This window comes from Nodularia harveyana UHCC-0300 (genome assembly GCF_034931085.1).
In the GTDB taxonomy this organism is placed as follows: Bacteria; Cyanobacteriota; Cyanobacteriia; order Cyanobacteriales; family Nostocaceae; genus Nodularia; species Nodularia harveyana.
On the sequence record NZ_JAYGHG010000005.1, the window covers coordinates 100500 to 119345 of the forward strand.

Sequence of the window (18846 nt, forward strand, 5' to 3'; positions counted from 1 at the left end):
GTTTAGATATTGCTCCATTGTTAAAGTTCACAGTTATCGGGAGAAAATCACAATGAAATCATTGACAAAACTTTTGTCACACAGCGCATTCACATTGGTCGGTTTAGGTCTAGCCACAGTTCCGGCTCAAGCTTTTGTTATCACCACAAATACTGACGCTGCTGTTTTAGCAGGTGGAATTTTTGATACCGATACCGAAGCTCAAATTACTACTCCTAATTACATCGGCGCACCTAATGCTGCTGGTACTTTCACCGATGGCTTGGCTATTTTTGGTATAAATTCCGGTATCATTTTGAGTACGGGGAACGCTGATTTGGCAGTCAATCCAGCGCTTCAAGGGCAGATACCGCCAGGAGAAAACAACGGATTAGCAGGAGATCCAGCCTTAACAGCCTTGATTCCTGGGGGGACATTTGATGCCACTTCTCTACAATTCGAGTTTGTCCCCACAACAGATACAGTAGATTTTAGATATGTTCTGGCATCAGAAGAATATCCTGCGGCTGGCGGTGCTTTCGGTGATATATTTGGTTTCTTTGTGAATGGTAACGAGGCACAAAACAATATCGCCTTAATTCCTGGCACTCAAACACCAGTTTCCGTAAGAACTATCAATGCTAACACTAATTCTGATTTGTTCAGACTCACAGATGGTTTGAATATTGGATACACTGGTTTCACTCAAGTATTAACTGCTACAGCTACAGGATTAACTCCCAATACTACCAATACACTGAGACTGGTAATTGCAGATACAGGTGATGGGTTGGGTGATACTGCTGTGTTTATTGAGGCTGCTGATTTAGGAGATCCAGGAAACGGAGGAAACGGAGGAAACGGAGGAAATGGAGGAGGCCCAGTAACCAGCGTTCCTGAACCTACTACTACTTTAGGTCTTTTAGCATTAGGTGCTTTTGGTGCTAGTTCAGCGTTGAAGCGCAAACAACAGAAAAAAGCTGTTAGTCAAGCATAGTCCATCACAATTTAATTTATTAAGTATTTTGACTGCCATTAAAAGACATGGCAGTTTTTTTCTGGGAAGATTCAAAAAATGTTATTTAGGCGCAGAGAAAACCACCTATGACTCCATCAATTCAAGACATCTTGGCTGTGGGAAACCTGAAGAAATTTAGTTGATTTTCAGTATGTGCGATCGCAGCTTGACACTAATATTACTCTAGTAATAAACAGATTTTGTGCTAAATTTGGCTGAAAGCTACACTAAAAGCATTTTAGATGTACGTCTATTTTCCAAGTTCACAGTTATTGGGGAGAAAATCACAATGAACTCATTGACGAAATTTTTGTCACACAGTGCATTCACATTACTAGGATTAAGTATAGCCACAGTTCCCGCTCACGCCCTGACAGTCGAGACAAATAATGACCCGAACGCTTTAATTAACAACATTTTGGGTGGAGGTATAAATTTTTCCAATCCTACATACACAGGCGCAGCCAATGCATCTGGAATTTTCACCAATGGCTTATCTTCAGGAATTGGGATAGATAGCGGTATTATTCTGACCACTGGTGACGCTGAACAAGCACAGAGACCAGTGATACCGCTTCCCATTGAACCAGGACAAAATGTTCCGTCATTAGGAGTAAATAACTTTGTATCAGGGGATGACGACTTAAGCAGCTTGCTTAATAATGCGGATACTTTTGATTCCAGTGTTCTGGAATTTGATTTTATCTCACAAACTGGTGATCTCTTTTTCAACTACGCTTTTGCATCACAAGAATATCCTGTGTATGTGAATAGTCAGTTTAATGATGTATTTGCTTTCTTTGTCAACGGCCAAAATGTTGCCTTAATCCCTGGAACTACCACCCCAGTTTCCATTAATACTGTTAATGGTGGGAACCCAAATCCACAATCCCCCAATACTAATACTGCGGCTACCAACTCTGAGTTTTTCAACGACAATAACTCAGGGAATTTCAATAATGGATTTAATGGTTTTACCACAGTATTCACGGCTCAAGCTACTGGATTAGTTCCCGGCGCGACAAATAGTATTAAACTGGCGATCGCAGATACAGTTGATGGGATATTTGATTCAGCAGTATTTATTGAAAGCGGTACTTTTTCTTCTACTCCAGTTCCTCCAGTTACTCCAGTTGATCCAAGACCAACTTCTGTTCCTGAACCCACAACGATGTTGGGTTTGTTGGTATTCGGTGCTTTTGGTGCTAGTTCAGCGTTAAAGCGGAAACAACAATCCAAAGCTGCTTATTAATTAGCATCTATCACTGATTTAATTGAAAAAAGTTCTAACTGCCAACAAACAAGGCAGTTTTTTATTTGCAACTTTCACAGACTAGCTGCAAGAGAAATCTGCATCTCCAATTTTATCAATGGCAAAAAGATTATGAAATATGGCGATCGCACCATCTACATCTGAACTTGCTAGATTCTACTTAATCTCATCATCAGCTAATGAACACAAGTATTTTTAACCTTAACCATATCAACACAAAATCTTCACAAACAAAAAATTGTCTATAGGAGCTATTTAGCCAAACAATTACAGTTTAATCCTTAGATAACCTAAATTATAGTGATTTGTAAATTTGACTTTGTTATATATTTATTATGTAAATATACATTATAATTGTATCAAAAAAAGATATCCAGCAGTAATCTATGATTAAAGACAGGTAAAAAATATGATTGAGTAGAACAAAACACTACATCTCATGTTTCTATCCTGTTGGTATTTGGTACTACTGGTTGAGAAAACCGGAGTTTTATCATTGTGTCTACAGTTGTAAAAAAATCATGAACAATTGCACGAAAGCTAAATATAAAGGCAGCCTCAGCAAAATTCTAGGACTAGCCACAATGGTAAGTGTCCTGAGTCTTAGCTCTCTTCAAACTGCTTATGGAGCCGCAGTCAGACCAGGTTTATTCGATGCGAACACACTACCGCGTAACGATGATGGCTCCACTGGCATTGTGGATCTCGGATTTACCGCCAACTTCTTTGGTCTACAATTTGACCAAGCTTACGTTAACAATAACGGTAACATTACTTTTGATCAACCGTTAGGCACATACACTCCCTTTGACCTAACCAGCACGGGAAGGCAAATTATTGCACCATTCTTCGCTGATGTGGACACTCGTAATCCTCTTTCCAATGAAGTGACTTATGGTACAGGGATTGTCGATGGTCGTAATGCCTTTGGAGTTAACTATGTTGACGTGGGCTATTTCCCCTCAGCAGCAGACAAACTGAACAGTTTTCAGCTAGTCTTGATTGATCGTTCTGATATTGGCGTAGGCGAGTTTGATATAGAATTCAACTACGACCAGATTGAATGGGAAACTGGCGACGCTTCTGACGGTAGCGGTGGCTTAGGCGGTAACTCTGCTCGCGTTGGCTTTTCTAATGGTACTGGTGATCCTGGTAGTTTCTTCGAGTTACCTGGGTCAGCCATTAATGGTGCTTTCCTGGATGGAGGCCCTAATAGTTTGATTGCCAACAGAAGAAACACTGACGTAGATAGTCGCTATCTCTTCAGAGCTAGGGGAGGTACAATCATCGTTGAGAATGAAAACCCTGAAAACCCCGAAAACCCCGAAAACCCAGTTGAGCCAAGACCCACTTCTGTTCCTGAACCTACCACTATATTAGGTTTGTTAGCATTCGGTGCTTTTGGTGCCAGCGCAGGGTTGAAGCGCAAACAACAATACAAAGCTGCTGCTAAAGCATAATCCATTACCCATGTAATTAAAAAAGACTTTGACTGCCATTAACAGACATGGCAGTTTTTTGTTTTCCCCACACCTCCCACACCTCCCACACTTCCCACACTTCCCACACCTCCCACACCTCCCACACTTCCCACACTTCCCACACCTCCCACACTTCCCACACCTCCCACACCTCCCACACCTCCCACACTTCCCACACCTCCCACACCTCCCACACCCCATTCCCTTTTTTAAGGAATTACTAAGGGAGTTGTGTACCCGTCCGGTGCTAGAGTGAAAGATGACATTGCATAATCTTATGTCTTCCAAGACCCTATCAAAAAACTATGGAAGAGTGAGAACCCCCGTTTTTAAAGCAGGGGATGAAACTCGACGCAACAGATTAAAGCCTGTTGTTTCTCCTGGAGAGACACTCTCTACAAACTAGAATATGATTTTGTAGGGGGTGAGCCAACAGTGCTAACTTTAACTTACGAGTAGAAAGCTATGCCCACAAAAAAGCAGAGCCAGCTAATTGAACACACTTTAGACCCGTGTCCCCAAATCTGGAGTTGTGCTTTGGGTAAGCACAAAGACTAGATCAACATCGTAAGTTGATAGTTAACGCTTGTTCTCTAAAAGGTGATCCGTAACAGAGGGACCTTGGCGCTGGGACGCAGCGTAGACAAAATTGCCTGTGGAGACGGTCTGACAAACACTGGTAACAGTCTAGTTAAGAGTCAAAGAAACAGGAACAAGGGTGGAAAGGTGAGGCTTTAGCCTACCGAACAACATCCTCTAAAAATCCCTTTGTTGCTCACAAGGGGAGTATGTCAACTGAAATATAGCTTCAATTATTAGGCGCAGTATGGTCACCACAGCAGAAAAAACAAACATTGGCTACATTACCCAAATTATCGGTCCAGTTGTAGACGTTAAATTTCCTGGCGGTAAATTACCCCAAATCTACAATGCTTTGACCATCAAAGGTAGCAACGAAGCGGGACAGGAAATCAACCTAACTGTGGAAGTTCAACAACTTCTCGGCGACAACCAAGTGCGTGGTGTTGCGATGAGTTCCACTGATGGTTTAGTGCGTGGTCTCGAAGTTGTGGATACAGGGGCTGCAATCAGCGTTCCAGTTGGGAAAGTGACCTTGGGACGGATTTTTAACGTTCTGGGTGAACCTGTAGACAATCGAGGACCTGTGAATTCTGATGAAACCTTACCTATTCACCGTCCTTCTCCTAAATTCACTGAACTGGAAACCAAACCTTCGGTGTTTGAAACTGGGATTAAGGTTGTTGACCTACTGACCCCCTATCGACGTGGTGGTAAAATTGGTTTGTTCGGCGGTGCGGGTGTTGGTAAGACCGTCATCATGATGGAATTGATTAACAACATTGCTACCCAGCACGGCGGTGTATCTGTGTTTGCTGGCGTGGGTGAGCGGACTCGTGAAGGTAATGACCTTTACAACGAAATGATGGAATCTGGGGTAATTAACAAAGATAACCTGAATGAATCGAAAATTGCCCTAGTTTACGGTCAGATGAACGAACCACCCGGAGCGAGAATGCGGGTAGGTCTGTCGGGTTTAACTATGGCCGAATACTTCCGGGATGTGAACAAGCAAGACGTGTTGCTGTTTATTGATAATATCTTCCGGTTTGTGCAAGCAGGTTCAGAAGTATCGGCGCTGTTGGGTCGGATGCCTTCTGCGGTGGGATATCAGCCAACACTAGGAACTGACGTAGGCGCACTCCAAGAACGGATTACCTCGACTACAGAAGGTTCCATTACTTCGATTCAAGCTGTATATGTACCTGCGGATGACTTAACTGACCCCGCACCTGCAACTACCTTTGCTCACTTGGATGGAACTACGGTACTATCTCGTGGTTTGGCTTCTAAGGGTATTTATCCGGCGGTTGATCCTTTAGGTTCTACTTCCACCATGTTGCAGCCGGAAATTGTCGGTGACGAACACTACAATACTGCCCGTGCTGTACAGTCAACCCTGCAACGTTATAAAGAACTTCAGGACATTATCGCTATTCTTGGTTTAGATGAATTGTCGGAAGAAGACCGTCTGATCGTAGCACGGGCGCGGAAGGTAGAGCGGTTCTTGTCTCAGCCGTTCTTTGTAGCTGAAGTATTTACTGGTTCTCCTGGTAAGTATGTGAAGTTGGAAGACACTATCAAGGGCTTCAAAATGATTTTGTCTGGTGAGTTGGATGCTTTACCAGAGCAAGCTTTCTACTTGGTGGGCGACATTAACGAAGCGATCGCTAAAGCTGAGAAGATGAAGGGTTAGTCATTAGTCATTAGTCATGGGTCATTAGTCATTGGTGTAATTACTGGTGGCTAGTGACAAATTATGAAAGATAACAGATAAAGGACAAAGGACAAATGACTTTAACCGTTCGTGTAGTTTCCCCAGATAAAACAGTATGGGATGCTGTGGCTGAAGAAGTAGTTCTACCTAGTACTACTGGTCAGTTGGGTATCCTGACTGGACACGCGCCGATGTTGACGGCTTTGGATACAGGTGTGATGCGTGTCCGTGCTAGCAAAAACGCAGATTGGCAAGCGATCGCCCTTATGGGTGGTTTTGCTGAAATCGAAGAAGATGAAGTGACAATTTTGGTCAATGGTGCTGAACGTGGCGATGCAATTAAATTGGAAGATGCTCGTGCAGCATTCAACCAAGCTCAAACACTTCTAAATCAAGTGTCAGCAGATGATCGTCAAGCCGTAATTCAGGCAAATCAAGCTTTTAAACGCGCCCGCGCTCGCTTCCAAGCGGCTGGTGGTTCGGTCTAAATTTAGACATAGATACTTTTTTGTGGGGTGGGTTAAAATGCCCGCCCCTTGGTGTTTTTAAAGGCAAAGGTTCGCAGAGTTGTATAGCAACCGCCAAGGAAGTTAGGACAGAAACAGATCATGAAACCCTTACAATTAGCGAGTTTCCTGTTCCCTGTTCCCTGCTATACTATTTTTTCTGCACAAGTTGCCAACATTGTTTGGCGATCGCCCAGTCTTCTTGAGTCCGAATTACTAACACTCGTACAGCTGAGTTAGCTGTGGCTATATCTTGATCAACCGGCTGTTGCTGATTCTTTGACGGGTCAACTTTCAAGCCTAAAAATCCTAAACTTTCGCAAGCGGCTTGGCGAATTCCTGCCGATTTTTCCCCTATCCCTGCGGTGAATACTAAAGCATCTAATCCCCCTAAACTGGTCAGCATAGAACCAATTCCAGAGCGTAAGTGATGCACATACATATCCCAAGCTAGTTGGGCGCGGTAGTTGCCGGCGGCGATCGCCTCTATCACCTGGGGTAAATCACTGGATACACCCGAAATTCCTCGTAAACCAGAAGCTTTATTTAATACATAATCTAATCTTTCGGCAGAGTAATTCGATTCCCGTAACAGATAAATCAAAATCCCTGGATCAACCGCACCGGAACGACTACCCATCATCAACCCATCCAGGGGAGTAAAGCCCATAGTAGTATCAATACTGCGTCCGTTTTTAATTGCTGCCAAAGAGCAACCATTCCCCAAATGACAGGTAATTAAACGCAGGGATGCTAAATCTCGGTTGAGAATTTGAGCTGCACGATGTGAGCAATATTGATGACTGATACCATGAAAACCGTAACGGCGAATACCTTGCTCTACCCACTCATAGGGTCCAGGATAAATCGCGGCTGCATCCGGCAAAGTCGCGTGAAATCCCGTATCAAAAACTGCCACTTGGGTGACATCTCCCAAGCTTTGCTCAATAGCTTCTATACCTTCTAAAGCGGCGGGATTATGTGCAGGAGCTAAACTAGACAGATTGCCAATGGTCTCTTTCACCTTTTCAGTGATTACCACACTTTTTCTGTATTCCTGACCACCATGCACTACACGATGTCCCACTACATCAATTTCAGAAATATCATCAATTACCTTGGTAGCACCGCGACTAAGAGTGTAGAGCATATAGGCAACGTGCGCCCGTCGTGAATCGCCATAGATTGACTCTTGTAGCACCGCACCCGTAGCCGTTTTCACCTCAATTTCTGCTACACTCCGGTCTTGAGTCCAGTTAACTTTTCCTGACCACAGAGGTTCGGGTACTTCCTGGGGAAGAAAATGATCTGCAATCTCATATAGGCAACTCTTTTGGCTGCTCGATCCAGCATTTAATACTAATATTTTCATTAGCTTTTCTTGTAACTCAGGTCTGTGGGCTTTGATTGATCAAAAGTTGGCGTTGCTGATCTCAAAAATATTTTGATTACCTGAAGTAAAAGTAATTCCGGGCATAATTCTTTGAATAGTCGAGAGGTGGTAATTTGTTAGTGGTTGTCTATTCCCAACTAACCACTAACTAATGTTTAAACCTTAATGGCTGGCAATTGCTTCTCCTTCAAGTTTAGCTAGTCGCTCTGCTAAGAGTTTTTCTAGAGAAACTAATGCTTTGGTAAAGCCATCGATACCCTCTGCTAATTTGTCAGATGCCATGCGGTCAGCAGCGTGCATCTTGTCATAGCTAGCTTTATCCAGGGATATCTTTTCGATTTTCATGTTTGTTACCTTAGCCGGATCAAGTTTCCGTGGTAATTCCCCAGTTGTTGCTTGCAATTCCCCCAATAGTCCTGGAGAAATGGTCAGCAGGTCACAACCAGCTAATTCGGTAATCTCACCAATGTTGCGGAAGCTAGCTCCCATAACTTCGGTTTTATAGCCGAATTTTTTGTAGTAGTTGTAAACTTGGGTAACTGAAAGAACTCCTGGATCTTCAGCTGCTGGATAGCTATCCCGTCCAGTATCTTTTTTGTACCAGTCGAGAATCCGACCGACGAAGGGAGAAATTAAGGTGACACCAGCTTCCGCACAGGCGATCGCTTGATGTAAACCAAATAACAAAGTTAAGTTACAGTGAATACCTTCTTTCTCCAGAATTTCCGCAGCCCGAATCCCTTCCCAAGTGGAGGCAATTTTAATTAACACGCGATCGCGGTCAACGCCAGCCGCCTTGTACTGAGCAATCAATTCTCTAGCCTTAGTTAGAGTCGCTTCAGTATCAAAAGACAAGCGAGCATCTACCTCTGTGGAAACACGACCAGGAATAATTTGTAAAATCTTCAGCCCGAAAGCCACTGCTAAACGGTCGAAAGCTAGAGTCACAACATCTGCTTGGCTAGCACTAGAACCAGCATCTTGTTTGGCTTGGAGTAAAGTTTGATCCACAACTTCTTGATATTCCGGCATTTGTGCCGCCGCCGTAATCAGAGAAGGATTGGTAGTGGCATCTTGGGGTGTAAACTTCTCAATTGCCTTGATATCCCCTGTATCCGCAACCACAACGGTCATTTGGCGTAATTGTTCTAGTAAATTTTTAGACATAATTTTCTCCGTGAGTTGTGCTGGTTTTGGACTTAATTAATTCCTTACTTGTTTACACTCTCGACTATTCCTCAGAATTTCAATTTTGGCAATTTTTCGGAAACATTGCCGACATTGGCCAGCTAAAATTAGCCACAGCCCTATTTTAGGTGCGTTATGCCGAAATTGGCTGTCCAATGGAATGCACTTTGATTAAATTGGTTGTTCCTAACTTAGCCATTTCTTTTGTAGAGACGCGATCGCAAATTGATAAATCGCGTCTCTAATCAAGTACCAGCAACAGTGAATTATTCTTTCTCTGACATCGACAACATTAAATCAACCACTCGATTAGAGTAGCCCCACTCGTTGTCATACCACGCCACCACCTTAAAGAAATTAGAATTTAACTCAATCCCAGCACCTGCATCAAAAATACTGGAATGAGTATCACCCTGAAAATCGGTGGAAACTACAGCTTCATCGGTATAGCCTAATATACCCGCTAGCGGACCTTCAGCAGCTTGTTTCATCGCCGCACAAATTTCCTGGTAACTAGTAGCCTTGGCAGTTCTAAACGTTAAATCAACCACAGAAACATCAGGAGTGGGAACCCGAAAAGCCATACCAGTTAACTTACCTTTTAATTCTGGTAAAACTAATGCTACCGCTTTTGCTGCACCAGTAGAAGAAGGAATAATATTTTGGGCTGCACCTCGACCACCACGCCAGTCTTTTTTACTGGGACCATCTACAGTTGGCTGAGTCGCAGTCATGGCGTGAACTGTAGTCATCAACCCTTCGGTCAGACCAAAGTTATCATTGATGACTTTAGCTATGGGAGCTAGACAGTTTGTTGTACAACTAGCATTAGAAACAATCACATCTTTAGCTGGGTTAAAGAGGTGATGATTCACACCCATTAACAGTGTATGCACTTTATCTGGCTCTTTCGTGGGGGCAGAAATTATGACTCGTTTTGCCCCAGCTTGCAGGTGTTTTGCCGCCCCATCATAATCGGTAAAGAGTCCCGTAGATTCGACAACATAATCTACACCTAATTTGCCCCAAGGTAACTCAGCCGGATTTCTCACTGACATACAAGGGATAAAATGCCCATCAATGAGAATACCATCAGGCTTCGCTTCTACTTTACTTCTCAGCTGACCGTGAGTGGAATCGTATTTGAAGAGATAAGCGAGGTTATCCGGTGGTACTAAGTCATTAATCCCCACAAACTCGATATTGGGGTTATTGATGCCAGCACGCAGCACAAGTCGCCCAATCCGACCAAAGCCATTGATACCAACTTTTAGTCTAGTCAAGATTAAACCTCCTGTTGTGGGAGTTGAAGAAAAGGCGAAAAGTAAAAGAACATGACTTTTAGTCTTTACCTTTTGATCCTGACAGTCTTAACTAGCTAAGGCATATTTACTTGGCTTATTTTAAGGTTTGTCCTAGCTATTTATGTTGGCTGGTATAGCCTATACTGAGAATGGAATGATTAATTTATATTTTCTAAACAAGCTATCGCCTGTTAAATTCATAACGTTAAATCCGTTTTCATCTGCGTTCAATTATTCTATGCAGCTTGATCTTAATTTAGTCAGTTTATCATTAGGCGATCGCCCGTCAGAGTTTTCCCTGCAAACATCAACCATGAAGATTAACTTGTTCTTGTAACCACGGGTCTACAGGCTGTCCATCTTGGCGACGGAGTTCAATTTCTATGGCTATAACCTCCTGAGAGCCAGGGGGCGCGGGTTTTTGGTGAAAAATAATCTCATAATCTAAAGGGTTATGTTTGCGTTCTTTTAACCAATCCTGCACCTTGGTGATGGCAAAAAAAGATTGACCTTGCTCAAACATCCGGGTAATCTGCATTTGTAATGTGTAGGGATTAATGCGACCCATATTTTCTTACCTTTTCTAAGTAGACCTTAGATCATAGTTTATCTTAAGGAGACTCTAAAAAGCTGCCAAAGTACGGTAAACAGTAATACTCAATAGAGTATGCCTTGGTTAAAATAAGAGTTGTAAACCTAATTGAGAAAACACCAAAATGTCAGTTAGTTATGATCCCGATAAGCGTAAATTACTTTCATCTCTGTGTCACGGGGCGATTTTCTTTAGTACAACATTATTCTCTATTGGCGTTCCCATTGTCATTACCTTCATTTCCGACGACCCAGTGGTGAAAAGTAACGCTAAAGAATCAATTAATTTTCACTTCAATGTCTGGTTTTGGGCAACTATAATCGGAGTTCCAATTGGGATTCTATCTTTTCTCACCTTTGGACTGGGGGGAATTTTATTCTTTCCTGTAGTTGCATTGGGTTTTGCTATACACTGGGGATTGACAATTGTAGCGCTACTGCACTGTTTCAGTCAGCCCAATGAACCATTCCGGTATCCGTTGATTTTTCGAGTTTTTTAATTTTTTGATCAAGCGAAAAGCGCAAGCATAATATCCCTTTTCTATTTCGCTATGTGTATAGGCTAATAGTAGAGGGAATTATATTCTTTAAGTATTTTTATTTTATTACTTTCAGATCAGGATTATTATCTACATATTGACTCACAATTTTACTAGAATTGCTATATCAAGCTCACATAAGTTTGAATGCAGATGAATCTACTGCAACATCAATAGCAGAAGTGTTTTAATCGTTATTCTCAAGGTTAATCATATTAAAGAGATGAAAAAACTGGGGCAATCTCTAACTATAGGAATACTATCTATTTTGGCGACTGCTACTCCCGGATTAGGGGCTGAACGGATTAGCTTTTTTTATCCCCCCTATGGTGAGTTTTCTCTAACTGTTGAGGCTTTAGAAATATTCGCGCAACAAGGCAAAATTACCAATGAATTTTCCTTTTACGCTAATCGCGCTAATCCTCTGCAACTTGCACAATTACGAGAATTACTCCAGGAGAAGTTTAAGGTGACTCCTACCCTTGTATCTCAAGTGACCTACTCACCCATAGGGGAAGACCTTGTACAACGGTTAGGAAGCTTACTCCGCACTGAATCTGGGCAAAATGGCTTTTATGCTCTCCGCAGTGCTTTGATATTGGCTGCTGACAATCCTGAAGGGTTAACGGTGCTGAATTTGCTACGTCAGTTTCCCTCTCCGACAGTGCGATTAAATTTTACAGAGGGACTAAAGTTAGTTGATGAGTTATCGCAAGTATTAGAGACAAGGGATAAAGTCGTGACTTGGATTCAACAAGAAGCGATCGCCATCGCCCAAACTGCACCACTTACTCCCTTAAATGCAACAGCTACCAATCCTATAGTTAATTTTACTCAACAGCCAGATTTAAGATCCCCTGGTAAATTTACTTGGCAGAGAAAAGAATTTATACTCCGAGATCAGTCACGCGATCGCACCATACCGACCTATCTTTATTTACCAACAGCAACATCCAGCCCAGAACAGCCCTCACCGCCCTTTCCACTGATTGTCATTTCTCATGGTGTGGCTTCAGATCGTTCTTCCTTTGCTTATTTAGCTGAACATCTAGTATCCTACGGTTTTGCTGTGGCTGTATTAGAACATCCTGGTAGTAATGCGGAACGGGTGGAACGTTATTTGACAGGTTTAGCAGGACCGTTAGAAGCAAAAGAATTTATCAACCGACCTTTAGATATTAAGTTTCTACTAGATCAATTAGAAATTCAGCAAAAATTAAATCCTGACTTAAAAGGAAAACTCAATCTCCAGCAAGTTGGGGCTATTGGTCAATCTTTTGGTGGTTACACTGTATTAAGTTTAGCAGGAGCAAAAATTAATTTCCCCCAACTAGAAAAAGACTGTAATCCTAAAATTTCCTCTTTTAATTTGTCCCTGTTTTTGCAGTGTCAAGTCACGGAATTACCAGTTCAAGATTACCAACTGCAAGATGATCGCATTCAAGCAGTATTGGCTATTAATCCTTTATCTAGCTCAATTTTTGGGGCTAGTGAACTCAGCCAAATTAAAATTCCAGTGATGATAGTTGCAGCTAGTCAGGATATTGCTGCTCCAATAGTTTCCGAACAGGTGCGCCCTTTTACTTGGCTGACTACCAGTAATAAGTATTTGGTATTAATCGAAAATGCTACTCACTTTAGTGCGATCGCCCCAGCAACTCCAGAAAATGACGTGTTACCCATCCCACCAGCTTTACTAGGGCCAAACCCAGCGCCTGTTTATTCTTATCTTAAAGCTTTGAATGTGGCTTTTTGGGAACAACATTTGCTCAATCGTCCTGAATATAGCTTGTATTTGCAACCCGCCTATGGTGAATATCTTAGTCAACCTCCTTTAAATCTCAGTCTATTAAACTCATTTTCAGCAGACCAATTAAGTCATAAATTACAGGAGTTAAATCCCTAATAATTTAATTGTCAACAGTAACATCAGAAAGTTTCTATCGGCAGACTCAACCTTTCAATGGTAAGAATCATCAGAGGGACAAGCCTGTTATCTGTTATGCAATCAGTGTCTGGGAGTGGGGTGATTGTGACGGTTTAATTATCTGCTTTTATCCTCATCTCCTGGGTGGTGGAGATAATTCCTATTTTTACCAAAAGATCAATGCTAAAATCCTGTCGTAAACAGTGAGGAGAGATCAATGCCAGTTGCCGCTAACTCGGTTAAATTTGGTACAGACGGCTGGCGAGGCTTAATTGGTGATGACTTCACCTTTGAACGTCTAGCCCTAGTTGCCCCAGCCGCAGCACAAGTATTATATAATACCTATAATTCTACAGTTGATAGTAAAACAATTATTGTCGGCTACGATCGCCGATTTATGGCAGAAGAATTTGCCCAGACAGTGGCGGATACAGTCAGCGCTGTGGGTTTTGATGTTTTACTCAGTGAAAGTTATGCCCCAACTCCCGCCTTTAGTTGGGCGGCTAAAGACTTAAATGCTTTGGGGGCGCTAGTGATTACAGCCAGTCATAACCCTGGATCATATTTAGGGTTAAAAGTCAAGGGTGCATTTGGAGGTTCAGTACCGCAGGAAGTCACCAAAGAGATAGAAGCTTTATTATTAGAGGGTGTACCGGCTGCGGAGAAACCTGGGAAAAAGAAACTGTTTAATCCCTGGCTGAGTTACATCACAGCCCTGAAAGCTAAGGTTAATATCAGCAAAATTCAAAGCGCGATCGCCTCTGGGAAACTCACATTATTCGCAGACGTGATGCACGGCGCAGCAGCTGGAGGTCTAGCGGAATTACTGGGGGATGGTGTCCGAGAAATTAACAGCGATCGTGATCCTTTATTTGCTGGTGGTGCGCCAGAACCTTTACCGAAATACTTGGCTGGCTTATTCTCAGTCATGAAAAACTATCGTCAAACTAGTCCATCCGGTTTAGCCGTAGGGTTAGTATTTGATGGTGACTGCGATCGCATCGCCGCAGTAGATGGTAACGCCAACTTTTTAAGTTCTCAAATTTTAATCCCCATCTTAATTGACCACTTAACCCAACGGCGGAACTTTAGCGGTGAAATCGTTAAAACTGTCAGTGGTTCTGATTTAATTCCCCGTGTCGCCGCACTGCATAACTTGCCACTTTTTGAAACACCCGTAGGATATAAATACATCGCCGACAGAATGTTAACCGCAGATGTATTATTAGGTGGGGAAGAATCCGGCGGAATCGGTTATGGGAGTCATATTCCCGAACGTGATGCTTTACTCTCAGCCTTGTATATCCTGGAAGCCATTGTGGAATCTGACTTAGATTTAAGCGCTTATTATCAGTCCTTGCAAGAAAAAACAGGTTTTACCTCCGCCTACGATCGCATAGATTTACCCTTAGCTAGTATGGATGTGCGATCGCGGCTTTTACAACAATTACAAACCCAACCATTAACCGAAATTGCCGGTCAAACTGTGATTGATTGCCAAACCATCGACGGCTATAAATTCCGCCTAGCTGACCATAGCTGGTTAATGATTCGTTTTAGCGGTACTGAACCAGTATTACGTCTATATTGCGAAGCCCCTACCCTTAAACAGGTGCATCAAACCTTGGCTTGGGCAAAAACCTGGGCAGAATAAGTCCTAAGTGCTGAGTAGAAAAATGTGAAAAGTCTTATATTCAGCACTTAAAACTACGAATTACGAATTACGAATTACGAATTACGAATTACGAATTACGAACTACGAACTACGAACTACGAACTACGAATTACGAATTATGAAATTACTCGTTGTCGCTACAAGTAATCCCGGTAAATTGCGGGAATTACAAGCTTATCTCGCTGATTCTGGTTGGGAATTAACCCTCAAACCCGAAGCATTAGAAGTAGAAGAAACAGGCGAAACCTTTGCCGCCAATGCTTGTCTCAAAGCTTCCCAAATTGCCCAAGCTACAGGAGAATGGGCGATCGCCGATGATTCCGGTTTACAAGTGGATGCCCTGAATGGCGCACCGGGGGTATATTCTGCACGTTACGGAAACAGCGACTCCGACCGCATTGCGAGGTTATTACGGGAATTAGCTAACTCTGTAAATCGCCAAGCTCAATTTGCTTGTGCCGTAGCGATCGCCCGTCCTGATGGTACAATTGCTTTAGAATCCGAAGGTGTCTGTCGCGGCGAAATTCTGCATTCACCCCGTGGTGAGGGTGGCTTTGGTTATGACCCGATATTTTACGTTCCCGAACACAAATTGACCTTTGCAGAGATGTCGCGGGAGTTAAAAGGTTCAATTAGTCATCGAGGTCAAGCTTTAACGGCTGTGATTCCTCAGTTAAAAATTCTGACCGAGAATTTTAGATTTTAGATTTTAGATTTTAGATTTTATAGCAACCGCCCAGGAAGTTAGGACAGAAACAGATCATGAAACCCTGTTCCCTGTTCCCTGCTATAGATTAAAACAATTTGGTACAAGCCCCGTCCTTGAGGACGGAAAAATCCTAAATCCCAAATCGAGTGATTTCTATAATTAAACTACAGATGAACAAAAAGCTAAAGTGATACTATATTGTAGTCATCGCTCTAATCTCTCCTCTAGATGAACAAAGCATTGAATGCAGCACTTTCAATGGAAATTGCTGAGAAGATCAAAAGCAAAGCTAATCAGACATTTGATAATGCTTACAAAGCAGTATTAGCTACAGATAACGCTAAGTATGTTCAGGGATTTTTAGTGGTGGCTGAAACGGCATACCAACCCATCGAACATAGTTGGATAGAAATCAGCGATACCTCAGTCAATGATGCTGTGGTGACAATTATTGATCCCACCCTACCACATCTGCACACAGACCCTGCGGCACTTTGGTACTTCGCCGCCCATAGCTTGAGTGTGAAGCAACTAACAGCCATTGTGGAGGAATCAAAAGAAGATTATCCCGAAGATCATCCCTTACCAATTTATGGCGAAGCACCTTACAAGTATTATGGTAATGTGATGTTAGGTGGTGAAGAATATTTAGTAGCTTTTCAGGCCGCTGAGGCTAAGTGTCAAGAAATCAGAGAATCTCAATGAGTCAAACTGCCTTAAATTTAGTGGCAATATCGATATTTCTCATGACTTTTTCGGTGTTGTTGGGGCCATTAATTCATTTGTCACCAGCAGTACCTGCAATTGCTACCTTTACTATTTTGGGAATCGCCACTTTCGATAATTTCAGTTTGCAAGGTCAGGGCGGTACAATTATTTTAGACTGGATAGCGGGTTTTTCTCCCCAACACCGCGATCGCATTATCCACCACGAAGCCGGTCACTTGCTGACAGCCCATCTCTTAGATATTCCTGTAACTGGTTATACACTCAGTGCTTGGGAAGCCTGGAGACAAGGACAACCGGGACAAGGTGGTGTCACCTTTGATGATGCGGAATTAGCCACTCAATTAGAACAGGGAACAATCAGCGCCCAAATATTAGACCGCTACTGTACAATCTGGATGGCGGGTATTGTGGCTGAGACTTTAGTATTTGACAATGCTGAAGGTGGGGCTGATGATCAAAATAAGCTAGCCGGAGTTTTAGCAGGTTTGGGTTTTTCCCCCGCAGCGACTCAACAGAAACAAAGATTTCATCTTCTGCAAGCCAAAACCTTACTGCAAGCAAATTGGTCTAGTTACCAAGCTTTAGTCGAATCTATGCAAAAACGCGCCTCTGTGCTAGATTGCCAAGATGTGATCAAGAAGAAACTATTCTCAGACGGGGAATAGAAGCACAATACTCACGCCCAACAACTTGATTCCGTCCAGCATCTTTCGCCTGGTATAAGTATTGATCAGCACGATGTAATAGGTTTAAACCATGTACATCATCCTCTGGTTGCAGAGTGGCAAAACCTAAGCTAATTGTAATATTAATAGCTAATTGATGGTTGATTTTAAACGCTTCCTCCGCAATTATCCGGTTGAGACGCTGTGCTACTACCAAAGCCTCCTGATTATTTGTTTGAGGTAAAATCACCACAAATTCCTCTCCGCCATAACGAAAGGGCGTATCTTGAGAACGCAAATTTTGCCGTAAACGTTGACACAATAATTGTAACAGGCGATCGCCAACTAAATGCCCGTGGGTATCATTAACTCGTTTGAAATGGTCCACGTCTAAAATAATTAAGCTCAAAGGAGTGGTTTTAGTCCGGGCTTTAATAATTTGTTTCGGTAATTCCCATTCCAAAGCACGGCGATTATTCATCTCTGTTAAAGCATCAGCTAAAACCATCCCTGACAATAAATTGTTTGTTTGCACCACATCCCGGTGTTTCTGGGCTTTGTGTACACCCAGCATCAACTGAGCTAGCAATAGATTATTATATCCACTGATACTATCTTTTGTGATCTCAGAAGCTTGCCAAATATAAGCATCAGCCCCTTCTTGGAGTACATTGGCCATGGTTTTTAATTCCCAGTCCCAGTCATGCTGTCTTCTCGCAGCCAGATGTTCTAGACGATCCTCTAAAATGATACAGTGTATCCAGTATAAATGCGGCTGAGTTTTCAACCAACGGCAAATCTTCATCGACCCATCCATACTAGCCTGTGCAATAATCACATCCGGAGGTGAAGTTTGAATGTATGATATTGCCAAATGTAAATCCACGATCACTTCTAAATGAATATCTGTAGCATCAAGAAGATGATGGGGAAGTTTGGCGAGAAAATCTTGATTACCAAAAATTAAAACAGAACATTTTATCATTATCTTTTATACCTTATTTTGTAAATGTCAACAGCAGGATAAACTGACAATAAATAAGTTACTAATATTTGATTTTCTGCAAGGGATGATGATTCCTATCGTATGCTGACTAGATTTTTTTATTTAAGGAAATAAAATTACGCGATTCTCCATAGTTCCAAAATATATTCCATAAATATAAGTTATTGAAAAAGAGTATTAGGGTTCAAATTATATTCAATTTAACACTTGATTATTTGCCAAATGACCTGATAAATGTTGGAAACATAAATTTACAGATTAAAAGTATAATGAAAGTGAATATTAATATCCTTACGAGCAACTATTTTTTTTATCATTCTGATAACTTGTGAAATTGATAAATTTATATTGAAACAGAACAACGTTTTTTAGGTTAACATAAGGTTAAGATTCTTTTTCATTAGATAAACAGAAATACTTAGATGAGATGGTTGTGAGATCAATACAGACCTGGTTACCCAAGTCAAATTTTTACTCACCAAACAGATGATATGCCTACGGAGAGCGATCGCACATCTTCCTCTAGATAGGTTGGAAATAAAGTTAATTAGTGGAGATTGTCATTTG

At 42.1% G+C, this 18846-nt stretch carries 18 protein-coding genes; 12 read left to right on the top strand and 6 right to left on the bottom strand.

The genetic code is table 11. From position 1 onward, the window contains the following. Positions 1–52: 52 nt before the first annotated feature. From VB620_RS05210 to VB620_RS05220, 3 genes are all read left to right on the top strand, one after another. Positions 53–976, top strand: coding sequence for a choice-of-anchor L family PEP-CTERM protein (locus VB620_RS05210; RefSeq protein ID WP_323195081.1), 924 nt, complete (start codon positions 53–55; stop codon positions 974–976). A gap of 310 nt (positions 977–1286) precedes the next feature. Further along, entirely contained in the window at positions 1287–2249 is a 963-nt protein-coding gene (locus VB620_RS05215; protein ID WP_323195082.1) for a choice-of-anchor L family PEP-CTERM protein, read from the top strand. A gap of 542 nt (positions 2250–2791) precedes the next feature. Next, positions 2792–3730 carry a PEP-CTERM sorting domain-containing protein gene (locus VB620_RS05220; RefSeq protein WP_323195083.1) on the top strand — a complete coding sequence of 313 codons (939 nt, stop codon included), beginning with the start codon at positions 2792–2794 and terminating at the stop codon, positions 3728–3730. Positions 3731–3768: 38 nt separating this feature from the next. Here VB620_RS05220 and VB620_RS05225 read toward each other — a convergent pair whose 3' ends face one another. After that, positions 3769–3945 (bottom strand): hypothetical protein, encoded by a 177-nt coding sequence (locus VB620_RS05225; protein ID WP_323195084.1) that lies wholly within the window; start codon positions 3943–3945, stop codon positions 3769–3771. A gap of 632 nt (positions 3946–4577) precedes the next feature. On the opposite strand from VB620_RS05225, the gene atpD reads away from it, so the two are divergent. Together atpD and atpC are read left to right on the top strand one after the other, a co-directional pair. Further along, positions 4578–6026, top strand: a complete 1449-nt coding sequence (gene atpD / locus VB620_RS05230) for a F0F1 ATP synthase subunit beta (RefSeq protein WP_323195085.1) — start codon at positions 4578–4580, stop codon at positions 6024–6026. 95 nt (positions 6027–6121) lie between these two features. Then, a complete protein-coding gene (gene atpC, locus VB620_RS05235) occupies positions 6122–6535 on the top strand; it encodes an ATP synthase F1 subunit epsilon (protein WP_323195086.1) in 414 nt (137 codons plus the stop codon). Positions 6536–6704: 169 nt separating this feature from the next. Here atpC and VB620_RS05240 read toward each other — a convergent pair whose 3' ends face one another. Continuing rightward, a complete protein-coding gene (locus VB620_RS05240; RefSeq protein ID WP_323195087.1) occupies positions 6705–7925 on the bottom strand; it encodes an acetate kinase in 1221 nt (406 codons plus the stop codon). Positions 7926–8108: 183 nt separating this feature from the next. After that, positions 8109–9113, bottom strand: coding sequence for a transaldolase (locus tag VB620_RS05245; protein WP_323195088.1), 1005 nt, complete (start codon positions 9111–9113; stop codon positions 8109–8111). Between the two features lie 17 nt (positions 9114–9130). Between VB620_RS05245 and VB620_RS05250 the strand changes: the two genes are divergently transcribed. Continuing rightward, the gene (locus VB620_RS05250; RefSeq protein WP_323195089.1) at positions 9131–9262 is read left to right on the top strand and encodes a hypothetical protein; all 132 of its coding nucleotides are present in this window, start codon (positions 9131–9133) and stop codon (positions 9260–9262) included. 138 nt (positions 9263–9400) lie between these two features. Here VB620_RS05250 and gap read toward each other — a convergent pair whose 3' ends face one another. Both gap and VB620_RS05260 read right to left on the bottom strand, forming a co-directional pair. After that, complete coding sequence (gene gap / locus VB620_RS05255) at positions 9401–10417, bottom strand: type I glyceraldehyde-3-phosphate dehydrogenase (RefSeq protein WP_323195090.1); 1017 nt, start codon at positions 10415–10417, stop codon at positions 9401–9403. A gap of 328 nt (positions 10418–10745) precedes the next feature. Continuing rightward, on the bottom strand, positions 10746–11006 hold the full coding sequence (locus VB620_RS05260; protein WP_323195091.1) for a hypothetical protein: 261 nt from the start codon (positions 11004–11006) through the stop codon (positions 10746–10748). Positions 11007–11154: 148 nt separating this feature from the next. Between VB620_RS05260 and VB620_RS05265 the strand changes: the two genes are divergently transcribed. The 6 genes from VB620_RS05265 (at position 11155) to VB620_RS05290 (ending at position 17273) form a co-directional block, all read left to right on the top strand. Beyond that, positions 11155–11529: a DUF4870 domain-containing protein gene (locus tag VB620_RS05265; protein ID WP_323195092.1), complete on the top strand. Its 375-nt coding sequence runs from the start codon at positions 11155–11157 to the stop codon at positions 11527–11529. A gap of 262 nt (positions 11530–11791) precedes the next feature. After that, positions 11792–13474, top strand: a complete 1683-nt coding sequence (locus tag VB620_RS05270; RefSeq protein WP_323195093.1) for an alpha/beta hydrolase — start codon at positions 11792–11794, stop codon at positions 13472–13474. A gap of 238 nt (positions 13475–13712) precedes the next feature. Continuing rightward, positions 13713–15149 (top strand): phosphoglucomutase/phosphomannomutase family protein, encoded by a 1437-nt coding sequence (locus VB620_RS05275; protein WP_323195094.1) that lies wholly within the window; start codon positions 13713–13715, stop codon positions 15147–15149. A 136-nt stretch (positions 15150–15285) separates the two neighbouring features. After that, positions 15286–15876 (top strand): RdgB/HAM1 family non-canonical purine NTP pyrophosphatase, encoded by a 591-nt coding sequence (gene rdgB, locus VB620_RS05280; protein WP_323195178.1) that lies wholly within the window; start codon positions 15286–15288, stop codon positions 15874–15876. A gap of 231 nt (positions 15877–16107) precedes the next feature. Next, complete coding sequence (locus VB620_RS05285) at positions 16108–16584, top strand: hypothetical protein (RefSeq protein WP_323195095.1); 477 nt, start codon at positions 16108–16110, stop codon at positions 16582–16584. Beyond that, complete coding sequence (locus tag VB620_RS05290) at positions 16581–17273, top strand: ATP-dependent Zn protease (protein ID WP_323195096.1); 693 nt, start codon at positions 16581–16583, stop codon at positions 17271–17273. Before VB620_RS05285 ends, VB620_RS05290 begins: the two co-directional genes overlap by 4 nt. Here the strand turns inward: VB620_RS05290 and VB620_RS05295 are convergent. Beyond that, positions 17242–18255 carry a diguanylate cyclase gene (locus VB620_RS05295; RefSeq protein WP_323195179.1) on the bottom strand — a complete coding sequence of 338 codons (1014 nt, stop codon included), beginning with the start codon at positions 18253–18255 and terminating at the stop codon, positions 17242–17244. The two genes, VB620_RS05290 and VB620_RS05295, sit on opposite strands and share 32 nt — an antisense overlap. Positions 18256–18846: the final 591 nt, after the last annotated feature.

Bases quoted from the DNA above. Each gene is read 5' to 3' on its own strand.
- VB620_RS05215 (WP_323195082.1), top strand. From the start codon at position 1,287: ATGAACTCATTGACGAAATTTTTGTCACACAGTGCATTCACATTACTA.
- VB620_RS05260 (WP_323195091.1), bottom strand. From the start codon at position 11,006: ATGGGTCGCATTAATCCCTACACATTACAAATGCAGATTACCCGGATG.
- VB620_RS05220 (WP_323195083.1), top strand. From the start codon at position 2,792: ATGAACAATTGCACGAAAGCTAAATATAAAGGCAGCCTCAGCAAAATT.
- VB620_RS05240 (WP_323195087.1), bottom strand. From the start codon at position 7,925: ATGAAAATATTAGTATTAAATGCTGGATCGAGCAGCCAAAAGAGTTGC.
- VB620_RS05285 (WP_323195095.1), top strand. From the start codon at position 16,108: ATGAACAAAGCATTGAATGCAGCACTTTCAATGGAAATTGCTGAGAAG.
- VB620_RS05245 (WP_323195088.1), bottom strand. From the start codon at position 9,113: ATGTCTAAAAATTTACTAGAACAATTACGCCAAATGACCGTTGTGGTT.
- VB620_RS05270 (WP_323195093.1), top strand. From the start codon at position 11,792: ATGAAAAAACTGGGGCAATCTCTAACTATAGGAATACTATCTATTTTG.
- VB620_RS05290 (WP_323195096.1), top strand. From the start codon at position 16,581: ATGAGTCAAACTGCCTTAAATTTAGTGGCAATATCGATATTTCTCATG.
- VB620_RS05265 (WP_323195092.1), top strand. From the start codon at position 11,155: ATGTCAGTTAGTTATGATCCCGATAAGCGTAAATTACTTTCATCTCTG.
- atpD (WP_323195085.1), top strand. From the start codon at position 4,578: ATGGTCACCACAGCAGAAAAAACAAACATTGGCTACATTACCCAAATT.
- VB620_RS05210 (WP_323195081.1), top strand. From the start codon at position 53: ATGAAATCATTGACAAAACTTTTGTCACACAGCGCATTCACATTGGTC.
- VB620_RS05275 (WP_323195094.1), top strand. From the start codon at position 13,713: ATGCCAGTTGCCGCTAACTCGGTTAAATTTGGTACAGACGGCTGGCGA.
- atpC (WP_323195086.1), top strand. From the start codon at position 6,122: ATGACTTTAACCGTTCGTGTAGTTTCCCCAGATAAAACAGTATGGGAT.